The sequence below is a fragment of the Streptomyces sp. NPDC085931 genome (assembly GCF_044540565.1).
Taxonomy (GTDB): domain Bacteria; phylum Actinomycetota; class Actinomycetes; order Streptomycetales; family Streptomycetaceae; genus Streptomyces.
This window is the reverse complement of the sequence record NZ_JBITSK010000013.1, coordinates 42,317-59,357: the sequence shown is the minus strand read 5'-3', so window position 1 is coordinate 59,357 and position 17,041 is coordinate 42,317. Positions and strand designations below refer to the sequence as shown.

15 protein-coding genes, 3 pseudogenes and 2 CRISPR repeat arrays (1 of these 20 only partly in view) are annotated in these 17,041 nt (G+C 69.8%); of the genes and pseudogenes, 5 read left to right on the top strand and 13 right to left on the bottom strand.

The genetic code is table 11. From position 1 onward, the window contains the following. Positions 1 to 30: 30 nt before the first annotated feature. The 12 genes from ACIGAN_RS25960 to ACIGAN_RS25905 form a co-directional block, all read right to left on the bottom strand. A complete protein-coding gene (locus ACIGAN_RS25960; RefSeq protein ID WP_365742560.1) occupies positions 31 to 216 on the bottom strand; it encodes an FxLD family lanthipeptide in 186 nt (61 codons plus the stop codon). A 129-nt stretch (positions 217 to 345) separates the two neighbouring features. Continuing rightward, positions 346 to 813: a DUF6082 family protein gene (locus tag ACIGAN_RS25955; protein ID WP_399861004.1), complete on the bottom strand. Its 468-nt coding sequence runs from the start codon at positions 811 to 813 to the stop codon at positions 346 to 348. A 71-nt stretch (positions 814 to 884) separates the two neighbouring features. Beyond that, on the bottom strand, positions 885 to 1,460 hold the full coding sequence (locus ACIGAN_RS25950; protein WP_399861001.1) for a DUF6624 domain-containing protein: 576 nt from the start codon (positions 1,458 to 1,460) through the stop codon (positions 885 to 887). Then, a complete protein-coding gene (locus tag ACIGAN_RS25945) occupies positions 1,457 to 2,023 on the bottom strand; it encodes a hypothetical protein (protein WP_399860998.1) in 567 nt (188 codons plus the stop codon). Before ACIGAN_RS25945 ends, ACIGAN_RS25950 begins: the two co-directional genes overlap by 4 nt. An 83-nt stretch (positions 2,024 to 2,106) precedes the next feature. Further along, positions 2,107 to 2,598, bottom strand: coding sequence for a DNA-binding protein (locus ACIGAN_RS25940; protein ID WP_399860995.1), 492 nt, complete (start codon positions 2,596 to 2,598; stop codon positions 2,107 to 2,109). A gap of 132 nt (positions 2,599 to 2,730) precedes the next feature. After that, positions 2,731 to 3,984: an acyl-CoA dehydrogenase family protein gene (locus ACIGAN_RS25935; RefSeq protein ID WP_399860992.1), complete on the bottom strand. Its 1,254-nt coding sequence runs from the start codon at positions 3,982 to 3,984 to the stop codon at positions 2,731 to 2,733. 82 nt (positions 3,985 to 4,066) lie between these two features. Then, complete coding sequence (locus ACIGAN_RS25930) at positions 4,067 to 4,708, bottom strand: GAF domain-containing protein (protein WP_399860989.1); 642 nt, start codon at positions 4,706 to 4,708, stop codon at positions 4,067 to 4,069. Next, positions 4,708 to 5,295, bottom strand: a complete 588-nt coding sequence (locus tag ACIGAN_RS25925; RefSeq protein WP_399860986.1) for a GTP-binding protein — start codon at positions 5,293 to 5,295, stop codon at positions 4,708 to 4,710. The genes ACIGAN_RS25930 and ACIGAN_RS25925 overlap by 1 nt, the downstream gene beginning before the upstream one ends. A 52-nt stretch (positions 5,296 to 5,347) precedes the next feature. Further along, entirely contained in the window at positions 5,348 to 5,761 is a 414-nt protein-coding gene (locus tag ACIGAN_RS25920) for a DUF742 domain-containing protein (RefSeq protein ID WP_399860983.1), read from the bottom strand. After that, positions 5,758 to 6,273 carry a roadblock/LC7 domain-containing protein gene (locus ACIGAN_RS25915; RefSeq protein WP_399860981.1) on the bottom strand — a complete coding sequence of 172 codons (516 nt, stop codon included), beginning with the start codon at positions 6,271 to 6,273 and terminating at the stop codon, positions 5,758 to 5,760. Before ACIGAN_RS25915 ends, ACIGAN_RS25920 begins: the two co-directional genes overlap by 4 nt. A 33-nt stretch (positions 6,274 to 6,306) precedes the next feature. Further along, entirely contained in the window at positions 6,307 to 7,662 is a 1,356-nt protein-coding gene (locus ACIGAN_RS25910) for an ATP-binding protein (RefSeq protein ID WP_399861356.1), read from the bottom strand. Between the two features lie 23 nt (positions 7,663 to 7,685). Further along, positions 7,686 to 8,204, bottom strand: a complete 519-nt coding sequence (locus tag ACIGAN_RS25905) for a glycoside hydrolase family 15 protein (RefSeq protein WP_399861354.1) — start codon at positions 8,202 to 8,204, stop codon at positions 7,686 to 7,688. Between the two features lie 73 nt (positions 8,205 to 8,277). Here ACIGAN_RS25905 and ACIGAN_RS25900 point away from each other — a divergent pair, with 73 nt between their 5' ends. The 4 genes and pseudogenes from ACIGAN_RS25900 (at position 8,278) to ACIGAN_RS25885 (ending at position 12,294) form a co-directional block, all read left to right on the top strand. Beyond that, positions 8,278 to 8,736 carry a hypothetical protein gene (locus tag ACIGAN_RS25900; protein ID WP_399860978.1) on the top strand — a complete coding sequence of 153 codons (459 nt, stop codon included), beginning with the start codon at positions 8,278 to 8,280 and terminating at the stop codon, positions 8,734 to 8,736. A 26-nt stretch (positions 8,737 to 8,762) separates the two neighbouring features. Further along, a complete protein-coding gene (locus ACIGAN_RS25895; RefSeq protein WP_399860975.1) occupies positions 8,763 to 10,106 on the top strand; it encodes a hypothetical protein in 1,344 nt (447 codons plus the stop codon). Positions 10,107 to 10,642: 536 nt separating this feature from the next. Beyond that, positions 10,643 to 11,721 (top strand): annotated as a pseudogene (locus ACIGAN_RS25890) (Tat pathway signal protein); the annotation flags it as partial. A gap of 72 nt (positions 11,722 to 11,793) precedes the next feature. Continuing rightward, positions 11,794 to 12,294, top strand: a complete 501-nt coding sequence (locus tag ACIGAN_RS25885; RefSeq protein ID WP_399860972.1) for an SAM-dependent methyltransferase — start codon at positions 11,794 to 11,796, stop codon at positions 12,292 to 12,294. A 194-nt stretch (positions 12,295 to 12,488) separates the two neighbouring features. Continuing rightward, positions 12,489 to 13,489: a CRISPR direct-repeat array (repeat unit 29 nt; unit sequence CGGAACACCCCCGCGTCGGCGGGGAGGAC). 37 nt (positions 13,490 to 13,526) lie between these two features. On the opposite strand, the pseudogene ACIGAN_RS25880 reads toward ACIGAN_RS25885, so the two are convergent. After that, positions 13,527 to 13,580: pseudogene (locus ACIGAN_RS25880) on the bottom strand (hypothetical protein); the annotation flags it as partial. Positions 13,581 to 13,583: 3 nt separating this feature from the next. Between ACIGAN_RS25880 and ACIGAN_RS25875 the strand changes: the two are divergent. After that, a pseudogene (locus ACIGAN_RS25875) lies at positions 13,584 to 13,756 on the top strand (lycopene cyclase family protein); the annotation flags it as partial. 2,188 nt (positions 13,757 to 15,944) lie between these two features. Then, positions 15,945 to 17,041: direct repeats of the CRISPR family, unit length 29 nt; unit sequence CGGAACACCCCCGCGTCGGCGGGGAGGAC (it continues 92 nt past the right edge of the window).

Sequence of the window (17,041 nt, the reverse complement as noted above, 5' to 3'; positions counted from 1 at the left end):
GTCCGGCCGACGCTGCCGGGGTAATCCGGCTTACGAAGTGGTGCAGGCGCTGGGGCAGGAGCTGCCGCAGGTGTCGCCCGTGCTGCACATCAGGACTGTCTCGGTCGCCGGCGTGCCCTCGATGAAGGTGATGTCGAGCCCGAACGGGTCGTCATCGGACTTCACGGGGTCCGCCTGCGCGGGAGCGGTCGGCCTCTCGGCCTGGATGGCGGTCATGCGTGCCTCCTAGATGTGGTGATGCGGGGTGCCGAGGCCCGGTCGGGCTCCGGTGTCTGCTACCAGACGGCGACGAGCAGCGAAGTCGCCGGAAGCGGTCGCGCGCCTGGGAGCCGGTGTGTGGTGCGGTCAGGCCGGGGCGGCCTGCGCGTGCGGGCGGTTCTTCGCGGCCTGGGCCAGTACCCGGGTGAAGTGCTCGGCGCGCTCGTTTCCCTCGGCCTCCTGGGCGCGGAGGTCGCCGAAGCGGGCCCAGTAGCGCCGGCAGACGTCGCTGTCCATCAGCTGGGCGGCGTACCACGGCAGATGGCCGGCAGGGACGAAGCCGAGGCGGTCGCGCAGACTGAGCATGCAGATGAGCTGGTTGGCCTTCAGCAGCTGCATGTACTCCTCGACGTCCATGTCCTGGGGCGTCCAGAGCTTGGCGATGTCGGGATTGGTGGACATGTGCGCGAGCCAGCCGAGCTGGTTCTGTGTGAGGACTGCATCGTTGCGCTCGGCCTGGTGCCGCGCCTCCTGCCTGAGCCGGGCGGTTGCGACCACGGCGGTGGTGAGGGACACGGCGACACCGGTAGCGATGACGGCGGTAGTGAGTTTCATGCGTGAACGGTCCTTTTACTGGAGTGGGAGCGTGGAGGAGCATTCGGATGGTGAGCAGGCAGCGGCTTCGTTCATGCGGCTTCCGGGAGCGCGTCGGCCAGCGTGCTTTCGACATGCGGCACCGAGGTGTACCTACGTCGCACCGTGTTGAGGGCGACCGCGATGGGCGGCAGCCCGACGCTGCCTCTTCGCTCGTCCAGTGATTCCGGTGCGCGCAGTGGGCACAGTTCGATGCCGTCTGCTCGCAGGAGGAGCTGGGTTCCGTACTCCTGCTCGTGCCCGCTGGTGATGAGGGCGCGGTCGTGCAGGTGTGCCCAGTGCTGGATGAGCGCGTCGCCGGCGTGGACGGCGCGTTGCAGCAGGGTGGTGGCGGCGCGCTGGAAGTCGGGTTCGTCGTCGCTGTGCAGGGCGATGCTCCAGGCGGCGCGGGCGGCGACCGGGCCGACGAGGCGGTGGCCGGGCCAGTCGTGTTCGGCCAGGATGCGGCGCAGCACCTTGGTGTTGGCGTGATCGGCGTGACGGCTCTGGCCGAGTTGGACGGCGTCGAGCTGGTTGCGCACGCGTTGGGTCCGGTGCGTGGCCGAGGCCTGGGCGCGGGCGATCAGCTCGCGAGCGAGGTCAGGCTGTTGGGGTTGAGCGGTCGTCACGTGTTGCCCCGTTCTTCGGGGGTGGCGGTGTGTGGCTCGTGGACGCGGCAGCCGATCAGTGGGCTCAGCCCGGACCGACGCTCGGCGGGGATCTCGAGGCGGGCGACTCGGTCCCCTTCTTGCCCTGGGCCGGATCCCTGTACCTCCCAGCCCATGTTGGTGAGCCGACGCAGGAGGGCGGCGATGGGTTCGGCGTCGAGGGTGTGGCGGGCCAGTGCCTCGGCCCGTACGAGGGGGAGGCCGAGCCGGGCGGCGAAGTCGGATGCCCACAGGGTGATCAGCCGGGTGATGTCGTCGGGCTGGTCGGGCAGGGTGTGGACACCGTCGAGGAAGAGGCAGGGGCCCTTGCCCCATCCGGGGTTGGGCTCGCGCTTGGGGATCATGCAGGCGAGTAGCCTGCCGTCCTCGAACAGCCCGGCCGGCTGCGTCCGCGGGTTGCGGAAGAGGGCCGGGATGTCGGCTCCGGCGGCTACGGGGAGACGGCGCAGGGTGAGCCAGCGCTGCCGGTCCTGTACAAGGGCGGCTGCCTCTCCACGTTCGGTGTCCGTGTGTAATGTGCGCATCTCGTATGCGGCGGCCAGGGGCGCCGGGGCGGCCGACGCCGCAGGCTGTTGCTCCCCGCGGGCTACGGGAGTTGGGGGCCTGCTCACCGGCTGGCTCCGCTCCGGGCCGGCTGGGCCTGCTCGGCCGTCAGCAGGTTCCAGCCATGGGCCAGAATCACCAGCTGGGTGGTGTCCTGTGCGCCCGTGTCGTCCAGGAGCTGGGTGAGCGCGGCGCGCAGGTCGGCCGGGGCGAGTTTGGCGGCGAGGGCGATGTCGCGGGTGTCGCTGTGCTCGGCGACGGCTCGAAGGAGCAGCAGTTGGTCCGAGCTGAGTTCCGGCGCCGGCCTGTCCGCCGTGGGCGGGGCGACCTGCTGCTCGCTGATCAGGCGGTGCACGATCACCGGGCGCTTGCAGCGGGGCGGGCAGTGGAGGCTTTCGCGGATGTGACGCACGTACTGGCGGACGGTCACGGCCGACAGTCCGGTGCGTGTGGCGACCTCCGAGGGTGTGAGGCCGTCGGCGGGGTGCTGGGCGAGGCGCTGCAGGGTCGGCGTCAAGGGGGTGATCGGTGCGCTGGTCGTCACGGACGGGGTCACGGTGTCTCTTTCTCCGCTGAGTGGATGGGCATGGGGAGGGGTGCCGCCGGTCCCCGCGGGGGTGAGGGGGGGGCCGGCGGCACGGGCCCGTGCGCGGCGGTCTGTGGATCCGCGGGCGCCGCGCACGGGGGCTTATGCGGCCGTGGGGTCGGGGCGTGCCCGGCTGGCTTCGGCGGCGAGGCGTTCGGACCACTGGATGTGGTCCTCGCCGAAGGCGGCGTCGGCCAGGCGGATACGCTGGACTTCGCCGGTTCCGGCCGGTGGGTAGGTGTGCTGGATGTCGCGCCACAGGCGCTGGAGGCCGCCGTCGTGGTCGAGGGCGTGGGCGCCGTGCAGTTCCATGGCGTCCTGGGCCGACTGGGCGGCCCACTGGTGGCCGAGGTACTTGGCGTTGATCAGGTCGGCGTCGCAGGGCAGGCCCTGGTCGAGCAGGTGGACGCACTGGTAGGCGAGTATCCGGGCGGCGCGCAGGCGGGCTTCCATGTCGCCGATGCGGTCGCGCAGTACGGGCAGGTCGGACAGGGTGCCTCGGTAGCGGGGGCGGGTCTTGAGACGGGCGGTGGTGGTGGCGACGATCGCCTCGTGAATGCCGAGGCTGACGGCGGCCAGGTTGGGGCGGCCGTAGAGGATGCTGCTGCTCTGGGCCACGCTCAGCCCTTGGCCGATCTCGCCGACCACGTGGTCCTTTGGAACGCGGACGTGGTTGAGGTCGAGGCGGCCGGCGCCAAAACCGTGCAGGCCAAGGCCCGGACGGTGGTCGGGGACGGAGAGCCCGGGACGGTCGGATTCGACCATGAACGCGGTCAGGGCCTGAGAGGCGCTCACGCCCGCTTCGGCGGTGCGGGCAACGACGAGGTGGGCGCCCGCGAGATGGCTGTTGCCGATATGCGTTTTGCTGCCGGTGATTATCCACTCGCCGCCTGCGCGTTCGGCGACGGTCTGGATGCCGCCGATGTGTCCGCCGGCGAGCGGTTCGGTCACGGCGATCGACAACAGCAGGGAACCGTCCGCCACCCTGGGCAACCAGCGGCGCTTCTGTTCATGGGTGGCGAAGTGCAGTAGGGCGCCGACAGGGATCAAGGTGGCCTGCAAGATGGCCGCGGCAGCGGCAGAGACCCGCGCAATGCGGTGGACCAGGATCGTCTTGGCCACGTGTCCGGCGCCCAGCCCGCCGAAGGCGGACGGGACGGTGACGGCGAACCAGCGCCGTGCGGCCATCAGGTCGGCGACCTTCCGTTCCACCCTGCCCGGAGCGGCCTCCATACGGGCGACGCGCGGCGCGACGTACTCGGCTGCGAAGGCGTCCGCTTCGTCCCACAGCAGGTGGTGGCGGGCGGTGAGGTAGGGACGCAGCGCCGGTGGCGGTGTGCTGGGTGTGGCGGACATGGTCTCCCTCTCCCTGGGTGGAGGTCGCAATGCGGAGCGGCCGGGGATCGCCTGCGGCTCCCGGGTGGGGGTGGCGGAATGGCTAGCGGGCCGGAGCGTGAGCGATGTGGTCCATCACCTGCGCGCCGGCGTTGATGACGATGTCCCTCAGCCGTCGCGCCTCGTCCAGGGACCGCTTCTCGGGGTCGATCACGCACACCGTTCCGAGCACGGTGCCGCTGTCGTGGATGAGCGGGGCGCCGAAGTAGGAACGGATCCCGACCGCGTCGACCACATGGTTGCCGCTGAAGCGAGGGGAAGCGTGCACGTCGTGCAGCGGGAGGGCTTTCTTGCGCGCCATGACCTCCGGGCACCATCCGTGGTCGCGGCTCATGGTGCGGCCGACGATGACGTACCCGCTGTCCACCGGGGGTTGATGCAGACCGACGAAGGTCTGCTCCTCAAGAAAGAGATTGACAAACCCGTAGAGGAACCCGGCCTGCGTGGCCATGTCGCGGGCCAGCTCGTCGAAGTCCTCGCTCGCCGCGGTGGGAACGCCCAGGTCCTTCAACAGCTCATACCGCTGCGCCAGCTCGGTTGCTTGCTGGGATTGGAGGCCGGTGACGGTGGTGTTGGCCGGGGCGGACGGCCCGCGGGCGGCGCCCCGCAGGTTGCGGCGCGGCAGGGGCAGCGTGGGTGGGGTGGGCGACGGAGTGAGGTAGGGGTAGTTGGAGTGCTGTGACATCAGGCGTCCTGGAGGGTGATAGGGGGCTTGTGGCGAACGCGCCTGGCGGAAGTGTTCGTCACCGCGTGGTCGACGAGAGTCAGCAGGACACCTGCGACGTGGTTGGGGTCCCGGGCGTCACACGTGACCACCGGTATGGAGGTGGACAGTTCGAGGGCGGTGCGGACCTGCTCGGGGTGGTAGCGGTGCGCTCCGTCGAACTGGTTGATGGCGACGATGAAGGGCAGGCCGATGTCTTCGAAGAAGCTGATGGGGGTGAAGCTGCTCTCAAGGCGGCGGGTGTCGACCAGGACGACCGCGCCGACGGCTCCCCGGGAAAGGTCGTACCAGAGGTCGACGAACCGGTCCTGGCCGGGCGTGCCGAACAGGAACAGCTCCAGCGGTACGGGTGCGTCGGGCAGGCTGAGCCGGCCGAAGTCGAAGGCGACCGTCGTGGTGCTCTTGGACTCGATGCCCGCCAGACTGTCCACGCCTGCGCTCGCTTCGGTCAGGTACTCCTCCGTACTCAGCGGCGTGATCTCACTGACGGAGCCCACGGCCGTGGTCTTTCCTGCGCCGAAGCCCCCGGCGATCACGATCTTCAGCACCGTCGGTGCACCGGCCTGCAGGCGCGATGGACTCTGCAGCGCCACAGTCGGGTCACCCGGCCTGGGGATAGGCGATGGCATCGGGCCACTTCCTCTTCAGGCCCACGGAGAGGGCGGCCAATAGGTGGGTGGTGGGACGTCCATCGGCGTCTGTGCCGGAGGCGGCGTAGGCGTCGGTGACGGAGACGATCAGGGCATCAGCGTCCAGGAGGTCCGAGACGAGGATTTTCACCGCGGTGACGGGGCGGCCGATTCGGCCCGCAAGCTCGGTCACTGAACGCCGTTGCTCTCGGCACAGGGCGAGGATCTGCGTGCATTCCTCGGCCTGCGCCGGTCCGGGCCGCCCCGGTCCGGCGTCCAGCACGGTGTCCAGAGCAAGCAGGTGCCGCGGCTTGGTGCGCCCGCGCGTCAGGGTGTAGGTCCGCACGAACATCAACTCTTCGGCCGTGCGGCCGTGTGTGGTCACTGGACTTCAGCGCCCGTGCTGAGGCGGACGGGGATATGCATGTAGGGGGCGAACTTTCCCACCAGCCGGCCCGTCTCGTATCCGACGGCGCCCGCGTCGGCGTCCGTGGTGGCGATGACAGCGAGAACGGTGTCCACCACACCCCGTTCGTTGCCGGGGTGGCTTTCGAAGGCGGCGCTGCGCCCGGCGCTCTGGACGAAGAACAGACAGTCGTCTCGCTCGATGATGACCTGCCTGGTCGGCCGCTTCTTGTGGCTGGGACCGGTGATGTTGGCCGCAAGGGAGGCAATTCCGCTGAACGCAGCCGACAATTCGTCCGCCCAGTCTTTGTCGACGTCGCTGTCCAGCAGCCGCAGCCCGTCCCGCGACAGCAGCACGGCGTGCGTGACGCCCGTGACGTCGGAGGCGAACTGCCGCAGCAGCCAGGCCATGTGCTCCCGCTGTCCGCTTGCGGTCGTCTGGGATGCGGGCGGGGCACTGGCCGCGTGGTTCATTTCAGGGTGGGTGCTCATAAAGATCGCTCCAGAAGGGGGGAGGGGCAAGGGTCAGGGCTTGGGCTGCTGCGCCGCGGGCGGAGAAGATCCAGCAGTTTCCCCGGCTTGGAAGCCCTTGCGGAAGGCGGCTGCGAGCCCTGGCGTCGCCGCGCTCACTGGGGTTTGCTCCCGCTGGTGCGGTGAACGGAACGAGCCGGTCTGACGTCTACGCGTGGGAAGAGCGGGCGCAGCACAGTGACCTGCCTCTGCGCCTCCCGGCGCCCCTGCCGTGCCGGGGGGCGCCGCCCGCTCTGTCCTCGGGGTGGCTGGAGCCGCGGCAACCTGCTGCGGCTGCGATACGCAGGGGCGGGGGTCCCTGGACGGCGCGCCCGCACCGTCCACGGGAGGAATCGCTACAAGGAGCCGTGCCGGAATGACGACCAGGGCAGTGGTGCCTCCCGTCACATTCTCCTGCAGGAGCACGAACAGCCCGTGCGACTGGGCGATCTTCGCGGCGACCAGCAAGCCGAGCTGGCCGGCTCGGACTTGACCGCTGACATCGACCTCGTCGGGGGCTTTGAGGAGCTGGTTCATCTGTGCGCGTGTCTGCGGATGCATGGGGATGGCCCGGTCCTCGACCTCGATCGCCAGCCCATTCGCCACCCGCTGCGCCCGCACCATCACCTTCGTCGCCGGGTCGGAACACTCACAGGCGTTCTCGATCAGTTCCGCCAGCAGGTGCGTCAGGTCCGGACCTACATGCCCGGGCAGACCCACCTCGGCGCCCACCGACCCGGCCGCGACGGCCACACGCGGATACTGCACGACCTCGGAGACAGCGCCGCGCAGCGCGGTCGCGACGGGAACAGGCCGGCGCACACTGCGCAGGGACTGCCCGCCTAGCACCGCCGTGCTCTCGACCTGGCGACGCATCCGCGTCACGAGGTGATCGATCTCAAAGATCTTGGCCAGCAGCTCCGGGTCGTCGGTCAGCATCTCCAGCTTGCTCAGTGCCTGAAGGGCCTTGCCGACCAGCGCGTGTTCGCGCATGGCCAGACGGCGCAGCACTTCCAGAAGCACGACGGACTGAGACTCGTCGTGCACGCGTACCAGCGACGTGATGGCCTGCGCCTGCAATACGCTCATTGCCTGGTTGATCTCGGCGTTCAAACTGGCCGATGGCGGCTCCTGCAGGTCCGGTAACGACGGCCGTCCCCCGCGGCAGAGTTCGTCCGCCGACCACAGCACCGACTTCTCCACTGCCGCCGCTGCCCCCGCGACCGCCGCCAATGCCGCTGCCTGGGCCTCCTCCACAGCCGTCTGCACGCCTGCTGCGACCGTGCGTGCTCCGCGAGCCGCCAACGTGGCGAGACCAGCCAATCCGGACACCAGGCCGGCCAGGAGCCAGACGTGTCCTATCGCGGACATCGACCAGAAGGAGAAGGCAGCGCTCAGTAGCGTGGCAAGCAGCAGCAGGGGAAGTGCCACGGCGCGGCGGGCACGGTGCAGCGTACGCACGTCGATCGGAGGCCGCCGTCTGCGGTGACCGACCGGGACCGATCGTGGCGAGAACACACTGTCAGGCATGGAGAAACCTCGTCAGTGGTAGGTGTTGCGCAGCGGGTCGTAGCCCTGGGCGCAGACCGTGTGGTGGATCGTCGCCCGCAGTTCGACGCTGATGGCGCGGTGTCGAGCGCCACGCTGGCCATCACCGCGGAGTGGACGAAGTGCCGGCGTGCCCCGCGTATCTCCCAGATGCCGTCGTCGGGTTCCCGCCAGCGTTGCGCCAGATGATTGTCGAGCCGCTGGTGCAGGACTGCGGTGTCGGCACCGTGGGCGACACCGCTGTCGTACACGAGGCACAGGGGACGCTGCACGGTCGGGACCGAGCGCTCGACCTCTTCCCGCAGCCTCTTATCTGTGAGGCCATGGGCTGCGAAAATCTGCGGCACACTGGCCTGTGTGGTCATCGCGTCCATGCCTTGATCCCACCACCCGGGATGCTGGGGTGGGATCTGACAACCTATGACACGGAGATGATCAATGCGCATAGCTGCAGCGATTACCGGCACGCGGCAGACAGATCACCTCACACCAACACGGCTGGGCGAAATATTCAGCACCTACCTCAAACCATGGGCAACACCCGACGCTCAGTTCTACGTTGGTGGCGCGCGCGGGATTGACAGCCTGGCGCTGCTGTGGCTGGCGCAAGAGACTTCGTCGCGAATCAACGTTGTCGTACCGGGGACTGTCCTGCAGCAGCCGGTACAAGCGCAGCAGGCGATCGAGCGCTGCCAGCACCGGATCGCCGAGGTTGTCGAGCTCAGCGCTACCGAACTGCACACCCAGGCCTATCACGCAAGGAACCGGTACATGGTCGACCGCGCGCAGTTGGTGATCGGGTTCCCGCTGCACGGGCCCGAGGGAGCCTCGGGAACCTGGCAGACAATCAACTACGGCGCGACACAGGGAAAACCGCGTCTGATCGTGCCCGTTTGAGACACACAGCGTGCATCATGGGAACTATGAACGCGCACGACAAGCGAGTCGGCGCCGCCACACTCAAGCGGTTACGGCTCGCCCGCGGATGGTCCCTCGCCGACACCGCCCGAGCCATCATCAGTCAAGCGAGGCGGCTCGCACAGCCGCTCGATGCGAGCAGCGCCAGTGTGCAGCGGTCTGTCGCACGATGGGAATCCAGCACACGGCCGATTCTGCCCGGCGAGCGGTACCAACTCCTGCTCGCCCACCTGTACGCCAGGGGCACCGACGGACAGACCTCGCTAGGCGGCGGCAGCGATTTCGGCGAACTACTCGATGCTCTCGCCCACCTCGGCGCGAGCGAGCGCCGTCTAGACGAACTGCGCACCCTGCTGGTACGCACCACGACTGACACAGGCGGTGGACTGCTCGCACTGCTCGGCCGTTCCGCGCAACACGCCCTGACCGCTGCTCTCACCGAGCCTTCCCGCTTTGACGAGGAACTGCTCACCGAACTGCGCCGCGCCGTCAGCGACGTGAACGAACAGATCGGAACCTTGCCGTTCGTGCGAGTCCAACTGTTGCTCGCGCCGATCGTCGAGTCGTGCCGTCGGCTCCTCGCCATCGCTGTCCCCGAGGCGCTCCTGCCCGGCCTGCACGAAATCGCAGCACAGGCGTACACCCTCGCTGGCAGAGCCGCCTTCGAGACGCGCGACGACGTGGCCGCACGGGCGCTGTACGCCGAAGCGACCGCTGCCGCAGGAAGGACCGGCTCCTCTTGGCACCGAGCCGTCGTCCACATGAGCCACGCCCTGGTCACCCTGTACTCAACGCCCGGCATCGCGGCGGCACAAAGGCTGGTCGACGCCGCCGTGCGCGATGCCCATACAGCCGAGAGCATCACGGTGCGCGCCCGAGCACACGCCCTCCAGGCAGAGATCGCAGCCCGCACGGGCGCCGCGCGGCCCGCCAAGGCAGCGCTCGCCTTGGCCTGGTATGACCTCGACAGCAACCGCGATGCCGACCCGGCTTCAACCTCATTCTCGCCCGCACACCTGCAAGGATTTGAGGGCGTAACTTCGCTGTACGTAGGTGACCCGGGCAAGGCACACGACTTTTTCGCCGACGCGGCACAGGCCCTTACAGCACCGCGCGAGCGAGTGCAGCGAGCGATTATCGTCACCGATCAAGCACTCGCCCGAATCCGGCTCCACGAGCCCCAAGCGGCCGCCGAGCTGCTGCACGGCTGCATCGATGCCGCGTCGCAGACTGGCGGCCGGGTCACAGCGATCCGGCTGCGACGCACCCGCGCCAACTTGAAGCCCTGGCGGCGGGAGGACTGGTTCGCCGACCTCGACGACCACCTGATCGACTCACTCGGTGCCTGACTCACCCTGCCCGATCGTGATGCTAGATCCATTTGCTGCCGGTCCTTACCTGCGGCGCTTACCTCTCATCTCGGCGAGCCGGACGTCGATCAAGATGCAGAGGCCTTGGCGGCCGCGTCTGTGCCTCTGCCAAGCGAATGTGGACCCATTCGGATGTCGCTATAGCGATACCGACATCGGGTTATCGACTGAATGCGGCAGTCGCTGAGACGGCCGAGATGACCGACTAGGAGATCCCCGACAAGTCTATGGAGATCCTGGAGGGCGCCGAGGCGGACGTCGGCCCAGCCAGTCAGAGCACCCCCGCGTCGGCGGGAAGGAGCCGGAGCTGGGGCCGGGGATTGTGGTCGTGGCTACTCCGACGGGGGGGGGAGGGGAAGACGAAAGCCGCGCTGCTAGGACGGCCACCCTGGTGCGCCGTTTCGGACTGAGGGGTCTTTATGTGGCGATGCCGTCACGGGTGACCAGCAATCAGGCCGAAGACGCCGTGGAGCAGGTGCTGGCGGGTTAAGGGAGGAGGTGCCGCCCGTCCGGCCGTGGCTGAGCTGGGAAGCAACGATCTGGGTATGCACCGACGCAGACTGCTGGCGACCACCGCGTATTCGGCCGCTGGCCTCGCTCTGCCCCCCCCCACAGGTGTTGGGCGGCCGCCTCGTCCGCGGCGGCATCGCGCCCAGCAGTCTCCCCACGGCTGGTGACCCAGGCCGACATCGACGACGTCCGCCACCTGACGGCCTTGTACTCCGCGCGGGACCAGCAGCGTGGTGGAGCCTCGGGGCGCTCGGCCCTAGCCGGCCATCTTCGCGACGAAGCGGTGCCGCTCTTGGGCAGCAGGTTTCGAACGGAACGCCTCCGCCGTGATACGTACTCGGCCGTGGCCGAGATGACCTACCTCGCTGGCTGGATGGCGTTCGATGCCTCCGAGCACCGCACCGCCCAGCGCTACCTCAACCTCGCCGCACGCATCGCGGCCGAAGCAGCAGATGGACCACTGGGCGGCCACATCCTGCGCGCCCTCGCCCACCAAGCAGTCGACCTCGGGCACTCACGCAGGGCCCTCGACCTGGCCGACGCCTCCATGACCCGCACCCATTACGGCCAGGCCAGCTCGCGCGAGAAGGCCCTGCTCTCGATCGTCCACGCCCGAGCCCTGGCCGCCGACGGCGACCGCCCCGGCACCATCGCCGCCATCAGCCGCGCGGAGCGGGACCTTGCCCGCGCCGATAATCAGGACGCTCCCGGCCGCGTCAGCTTCTTCCAGAAAGCCTCCCTCGCACACGAGACCGCCTGCGCTTTGCGAGACCTGGGCAACCCCATCGATGCGGAAATCCACTTCCAGCGCAGCGTCGCCACCCGTCGCCAGCAGCAGTACGCTCGCACTCACAGCGTGACCCTCGGCTACCCCGGTGCCGTCCAAGTCCAGCAAGGACATCTCGACGAAGCATGCGGCACCTGGGCACAAGCTCTCGACGCCATGGCCGGCGTCCAGTCCGGCCGAGCCCGCGACGTCATTGTTCGCATGCAGAGAGACCTGTCTCCCGTCCGCCAACGCGGAGGCCGCCACGTCGCCGAACTGGACCGCCGAGCACGGGAAATGCTGCGCGCCATAAGCTGACTACAGGGCAGGCCCGCAGCTAATGACGGCAGTTGCTGAACATGCGACCCCGTTAGAGAGGAACGAGTACAGATGGCAACGTACGAGGTCGAATCGATCGCAACGGTGGTCGGGGGCCACACCCGCGTGCAGGACGATTACCAAGGCGGAGTTGAGTCGGTCATCCGACTCAACGAGGCATACCCCCTTGAGACGCTGCAGGGAATCGAAGAGTTTTCCCACCTGACGGTGACCTGGTTCTTCCATTTGGCGCGACCGGAAGACGTTCAGCTCCACGCACGCAGCCCTCGCGGGAATCCGGACTGGCCGCCGACCGGTACCTTCGTCCACCGCAACCATCGGCGTCCCAATCAACTAGCGATCAGCTACCCGCGGCTGCTCAAGGTCAAGGGACGGGACCTCGTGGTCACCGATCTCGACGCTGTAGACGGAACGCCCGTGATCGACTTGGCACCGTACTTCGAACAGATGGGGCCTCGTGGCCCTCTCCGACAGCCTGCCTGGCCCGGCGAGATGCTCGAACCGAATTACTGGGCAAAGGCAAGCGAACGGCCCTCGGAGCACCCTGTGTGACAGAAGCGACTGAACGGCCCGGCGGAACCCCGGGGTCAGGCTCCAACTCGGCGTGGTCGAGGTCGGGGGGGCAGCGACCTTCCCCTGTAGCGCGCGGTGCACAGGGGAAGACGGCCCTGGAGTCGCGGTACACGAAACACCCCCGCGCCGGCGGGGGGGGAACCTGGTCCCGACGACGGGCTGGGAACTCACGACCGGAGCACCCCGTGTCGGCGAGGGGGACGCGGATGTAGGCCGGCCAGTGCTGGCTGGCGTCGGAACACCCCCGCGTAAGCGGGGAGGACTCCGGTTCGCGACCGAGGAGGTGTACGGCCAGCGGAACACCTTCGCGTCGGCGGGGAGGACAAGCGCCGCCGAGGATGCGCCGCTTGTCCTTCCGGAACACCCCCGCGTCGGCGGGGAGGACCGCACCCCGCAGCTCGACGGCGACCTGGGCCGCGGAACACTCCCGCGTCGGGGAGGACAGGTAGCGGTCGACGCTGCTCTGCGGGACGGGCGGAACACTCCCGCGTCGGCGGGGAGGACTCACCAAGGCAATCGGCGGGGCCGCCAAGGGCCGGAACACCCCCGCGTCGGCGGGGAGGACGTCGCAGAACAGGTACGTGTAGGTGTGCTCAGGGGAACACCCCCGCGTCGGCGGGGAGGACTGGCTCACCATGTAGCGGGCGCAGCCGTCGGTCGGAACACCCCCGCGTCGGCGGGGAGGACTCCCCGGGGGCGGTGGCGGCAACCCGGCCAGTCGGAACACCCCCGCGTCGGCGGGGAGGACGCCCTCGACGGCCTGGCCCACGTCTTCGGCTGCGGAACACCCCCGCGTCGGCGGGGAGGACGCCGTCAGGACGTCTCCGAAGCTGCTGCTGGCCGGAACACCCCCGCGTCGGCGGGGAGGACGGAGCGCAGTAACGACCGACAGCGAGTTAGTGCGGAACACCCCCGCGTCGGCGGGGAGGACACGATCGCCTCCGTGGTGACGCGCACTTTGTACGGAACACCCCCGCGTCGGCGGGGAGGAAGCCTTTTGGTTCGTCGTCCTTGATGGCGACAAAGGACCCCCCCGGGTCGGTGGGGAGGACGCGCGCATCCAGTTTTACACAGGACTCGCCATCGGCACGCCCCCGCGTCGGCGGGGAGGACCAGTTCCTGCTCACGTACGGACACCGATTCGACGGAGCACCCCCGCGACGGCGGGGAGGCAGGCCGCGGCGGGCGTGGCTCTTGACCGTGCCCAGGGGCAGACCGGTCCGTTCTGCTATCTGTGCCTGCGTCAGGTCCTCGTAGCACGCCATGGGATCGGGACCGCGGGCGGCGCGACCTGTCCCGCCACCGGCTACAGCTTCGCCGCCGCACAGCGGCCAGCCGGGCCATCGCCGCCGCCCTGCGCGAGGGCCTCGACCCGGTCCCGCCCCCCCCGCACGGGCGGCGGGCGCTCGCCATGGACGCGGTGCTGCTGCGGGCCCTGGACAACAAGCTCGAAGCCGAGGTCGCCCTCCCGGCACTCGGAGAACCCCCGCGTCGGCGGGGAGAAGGAGGCTGCCAGGCCGAGCCGCTTCGCGGCCGCGGAGCACCCTCGCATCGGCGGGAAGGACGTGACCTCGGCCTGTCGCTTATCCGCCGACAGCGGAGCACCCCCACCTTGGCGGGGAGGACAGCTCCATGGCGCCCATGAACATCTCCAGCGTCGGAGCACCCCCGCGTGGGCGGGGAGGACCACGTCGCGTCCTTCACGCACGAGCGGCTCGGCGGAACATCCGCGTCGGGGGGAGGACCAAGGCGGCACGGACATCCAGATCCGCGGCAACGGAGCACCCCCGCGTCGGCGGGGAGGACGCGGCGACGGTGAGCGGCTCCAGGACGTGCTTCGGAGCACCCCCGTGTCGGCGGGGAGGACGCCCTCACCACCCGCGGGGAAATCGAAGCGCTCGGAACACCCCCGCGTCGGCGGGGAGAACCGCCGAGCTCGGACGGCGTGAGCGGCCTTCCACGGAACACTCCCGCGTCGGCGGGGAGGACCACATCGAGCAGGGTGCCACCTACGTGCAGAACGGAACACCCCGGCGTTGGCGGGGAGGACCGACCGGAGACCGGCGCCGCGCCGAACTAGGCCGGAGCATCCCCGCGTCGGCGGGGAGGACGTCTCCAAGGACGGCCGCGCCCACTGGTCGGCTGGAGCACCCCGCGTCGGCGGGAAGGACGCCACCGACGGCGGCAACGGGGGCAACTCCAGCGGAGCAACCCCGCGTTGGCGGCATCGCCCCGGACGGGACACCCCCGCGTCAGCGGGGAGGACCAGTTCCTACTCACGTACGGACACCGATTCGACGGAGCACCCCTGCGTCGGTGGGGAGGACCGCAGCTGTGCGGCAGGCATGGACTCGAACTTCGGAGCACCCCCGCGTCGGCGGGGAGGACGCGCTCATTCTGCTCGGCACGGGCAAGATGTGCGGAAGACCCCGCGCCGGCGGGGAGGACGCCCCGGCGGTGAAGCTGCAGATCCTCGGGGACGGAAGACCCCCGCGTCGGCGGGGAGGACGGCACCAACTTCGGCGTCGACCTCGACCACACCGGAACACCCACGCGTCGGCGGGGAGGACCGGGCCAGGCCGGGCTCGCCGTCGACCTCGTACGGAACACCCCCGCGTCGGCGGGGAGGACGCCGACCCGAACGAGTGGGTCGCCGCGATCAGCGGGACACCCCCGCGTCGGCAGGGAGGACCAGGGCTACCACCTCGCCCAGCTCTACCTCAGCGGAGCACCCCCGCGTCGGCGGGGAGGACCCCGTCCGCTCGGAGATGCGGTCCAGGTACAGCGGAGCACCCCCGCGTCGGCGGGGAGGACTCCGCCCAGCTTCGTGGACGCCGCGCGGACCTGCGGAGCACCCCCACGTCGGCGGGAAGGACGACGTACTTCGGCGTCCTCCTCCCGAAGTCCGGAATAACCCCGCGTCGGCGGGGACGACATGGTGATCGACAGCTCCCAGGACTGGCCGGTCGAAACACCCCCGCGTCGGCGGGGAGGACCCGAGCTCCCTCGTCCACCCCGCCCTGACCGGAGGAACATCCCCGCGTCGGCGGGGAGGACGCTCCGATCAGCCACCGGCGGGTGGGTACCAGCGGAACACCCCCGCGTCGGCCAGGAGGACTCCTGGCTCAGCTCGAAGAGGTCGACCGTGAGCGGAACATCCCCGCGTCGGCGGGGAAGGCTCCTGCAGGGGCTGGGTGATGAAGCGGGCCGTCGGAGTACCCCGCGTTGGCGGGGAGGACACGGACGATGACGGGCGCCCGTGCGCGAACGGCGGATCACCCCCGCTTCGGAGGGGAGGCCACATCGAAGCCCCGGAACGTCGGGCAGCCCTTCGGAGCACCCTCGCGTCAGCGGGGAGGACGCGGAGGTGCAAGCCCTTCCAGAACATCTTCGGCGGAGCACCCCCGCGTCGACGGAGAGGACGCTGCTACGGCCGCAGGGCCGAGAAGTCCGATCGGAGTACTCGGGAGGACAGTACGTCCATCCGTGTGCGTGCCCGGGCGTTCGGGGCACCCCCGCGTCGGCGGGGAGGAGGACCACTCCGGGCGGGTCCGGGCCGCCTCCATGCGCGGAGCACCCTCGCGTCGGCGCGGAGGACGCCGGCCTCCGCTCGCTTTAGCTCGGTGAGCCGTAGCACCTCCGGGTCGCGGAGAGGAATGCTGGGCCTTGTCCGGCTCCTGCCGCCGCACCGGAGCACCCCCGCGTCGGCGGGGAGGACTCTCCAAAATCGATGTCCAGCGCTGCCGCGGACGGAACACCCCCGCGTCGGCGGGGAGGACCTACGTCGAGACCGAGATGCAGGCTCCCGCCATGGAACACCCCCGCGTCGGCGGGGAGGACGCGACCATCTCTATCTCGCGCTGCGGGCTGGACGGAACACCCCCGCGTCGGCGGGGAGGACTGTGCCTGCGGGTTGTGGTGAGACACGTGTGCCGGAACACCCCCGCGTCGGCGGGGAGGACCTGCTCGGCGACATCGCGTGCGCGGTAGGGGCCGGAACACCCCCGCGTCAGCGGGGAGGACATCGTCAGCAGCACACCGACGTCGGACAGCGTCGGAACACCCCCGCGTCGGCGGGGAGGACCAGACCGACCGTGGCCCGGCCATCGTGACCGCCGGAACACCCCCGCGTCGGCGGGGAGGACTTCCGCATCTGGTTCGCCTGGTTCTCCGGCGGCGGAACACCCCCGCGTCGGCGGGGTGGACCACTGGCCTCCGTAGGTGTACATGGCTGCGGGCGGAACACCCCCGCGTCGGCGGGGAGGACGTGTATGCGGCGTCGGGGCGTATGCCGGCCCACGGAACACCCCCGCGTCGGCGGAGAGGACGACGATGTCCGCTTCGCCGCTGGCGAGCTCGACGGAGCACCCCCACGTAGGCAGGGAAGACGACGGCGTCTACCTCCTGGACTGGCTGGACGACGGAGCACTCCCGCGTTGGCGGGGAGGACCGCCTGGTGGCGGAGCCGGCCTTGCGGAAGAACGGAGCACCCCCGCCCTTGGCGGCGAGACCCGGCGCGGCGATAGCGTCGTGCAGCGATCCGGGCGGAACACCCCTGCGTCGGCGGGGAGGATGCCGCTCCCCAGCAGGTGGCGAACATCCGCTTCGGAGCACCCCCGCGTCGGCGGGGAGGACGGACGACGGCCCTCGCGTCGTGGCTGGTCTGGCGGAACACCCCCGCGTCGGCGGGGAGGACCCCTCTCCCTGGGGAACGTCTGCCGGGCGG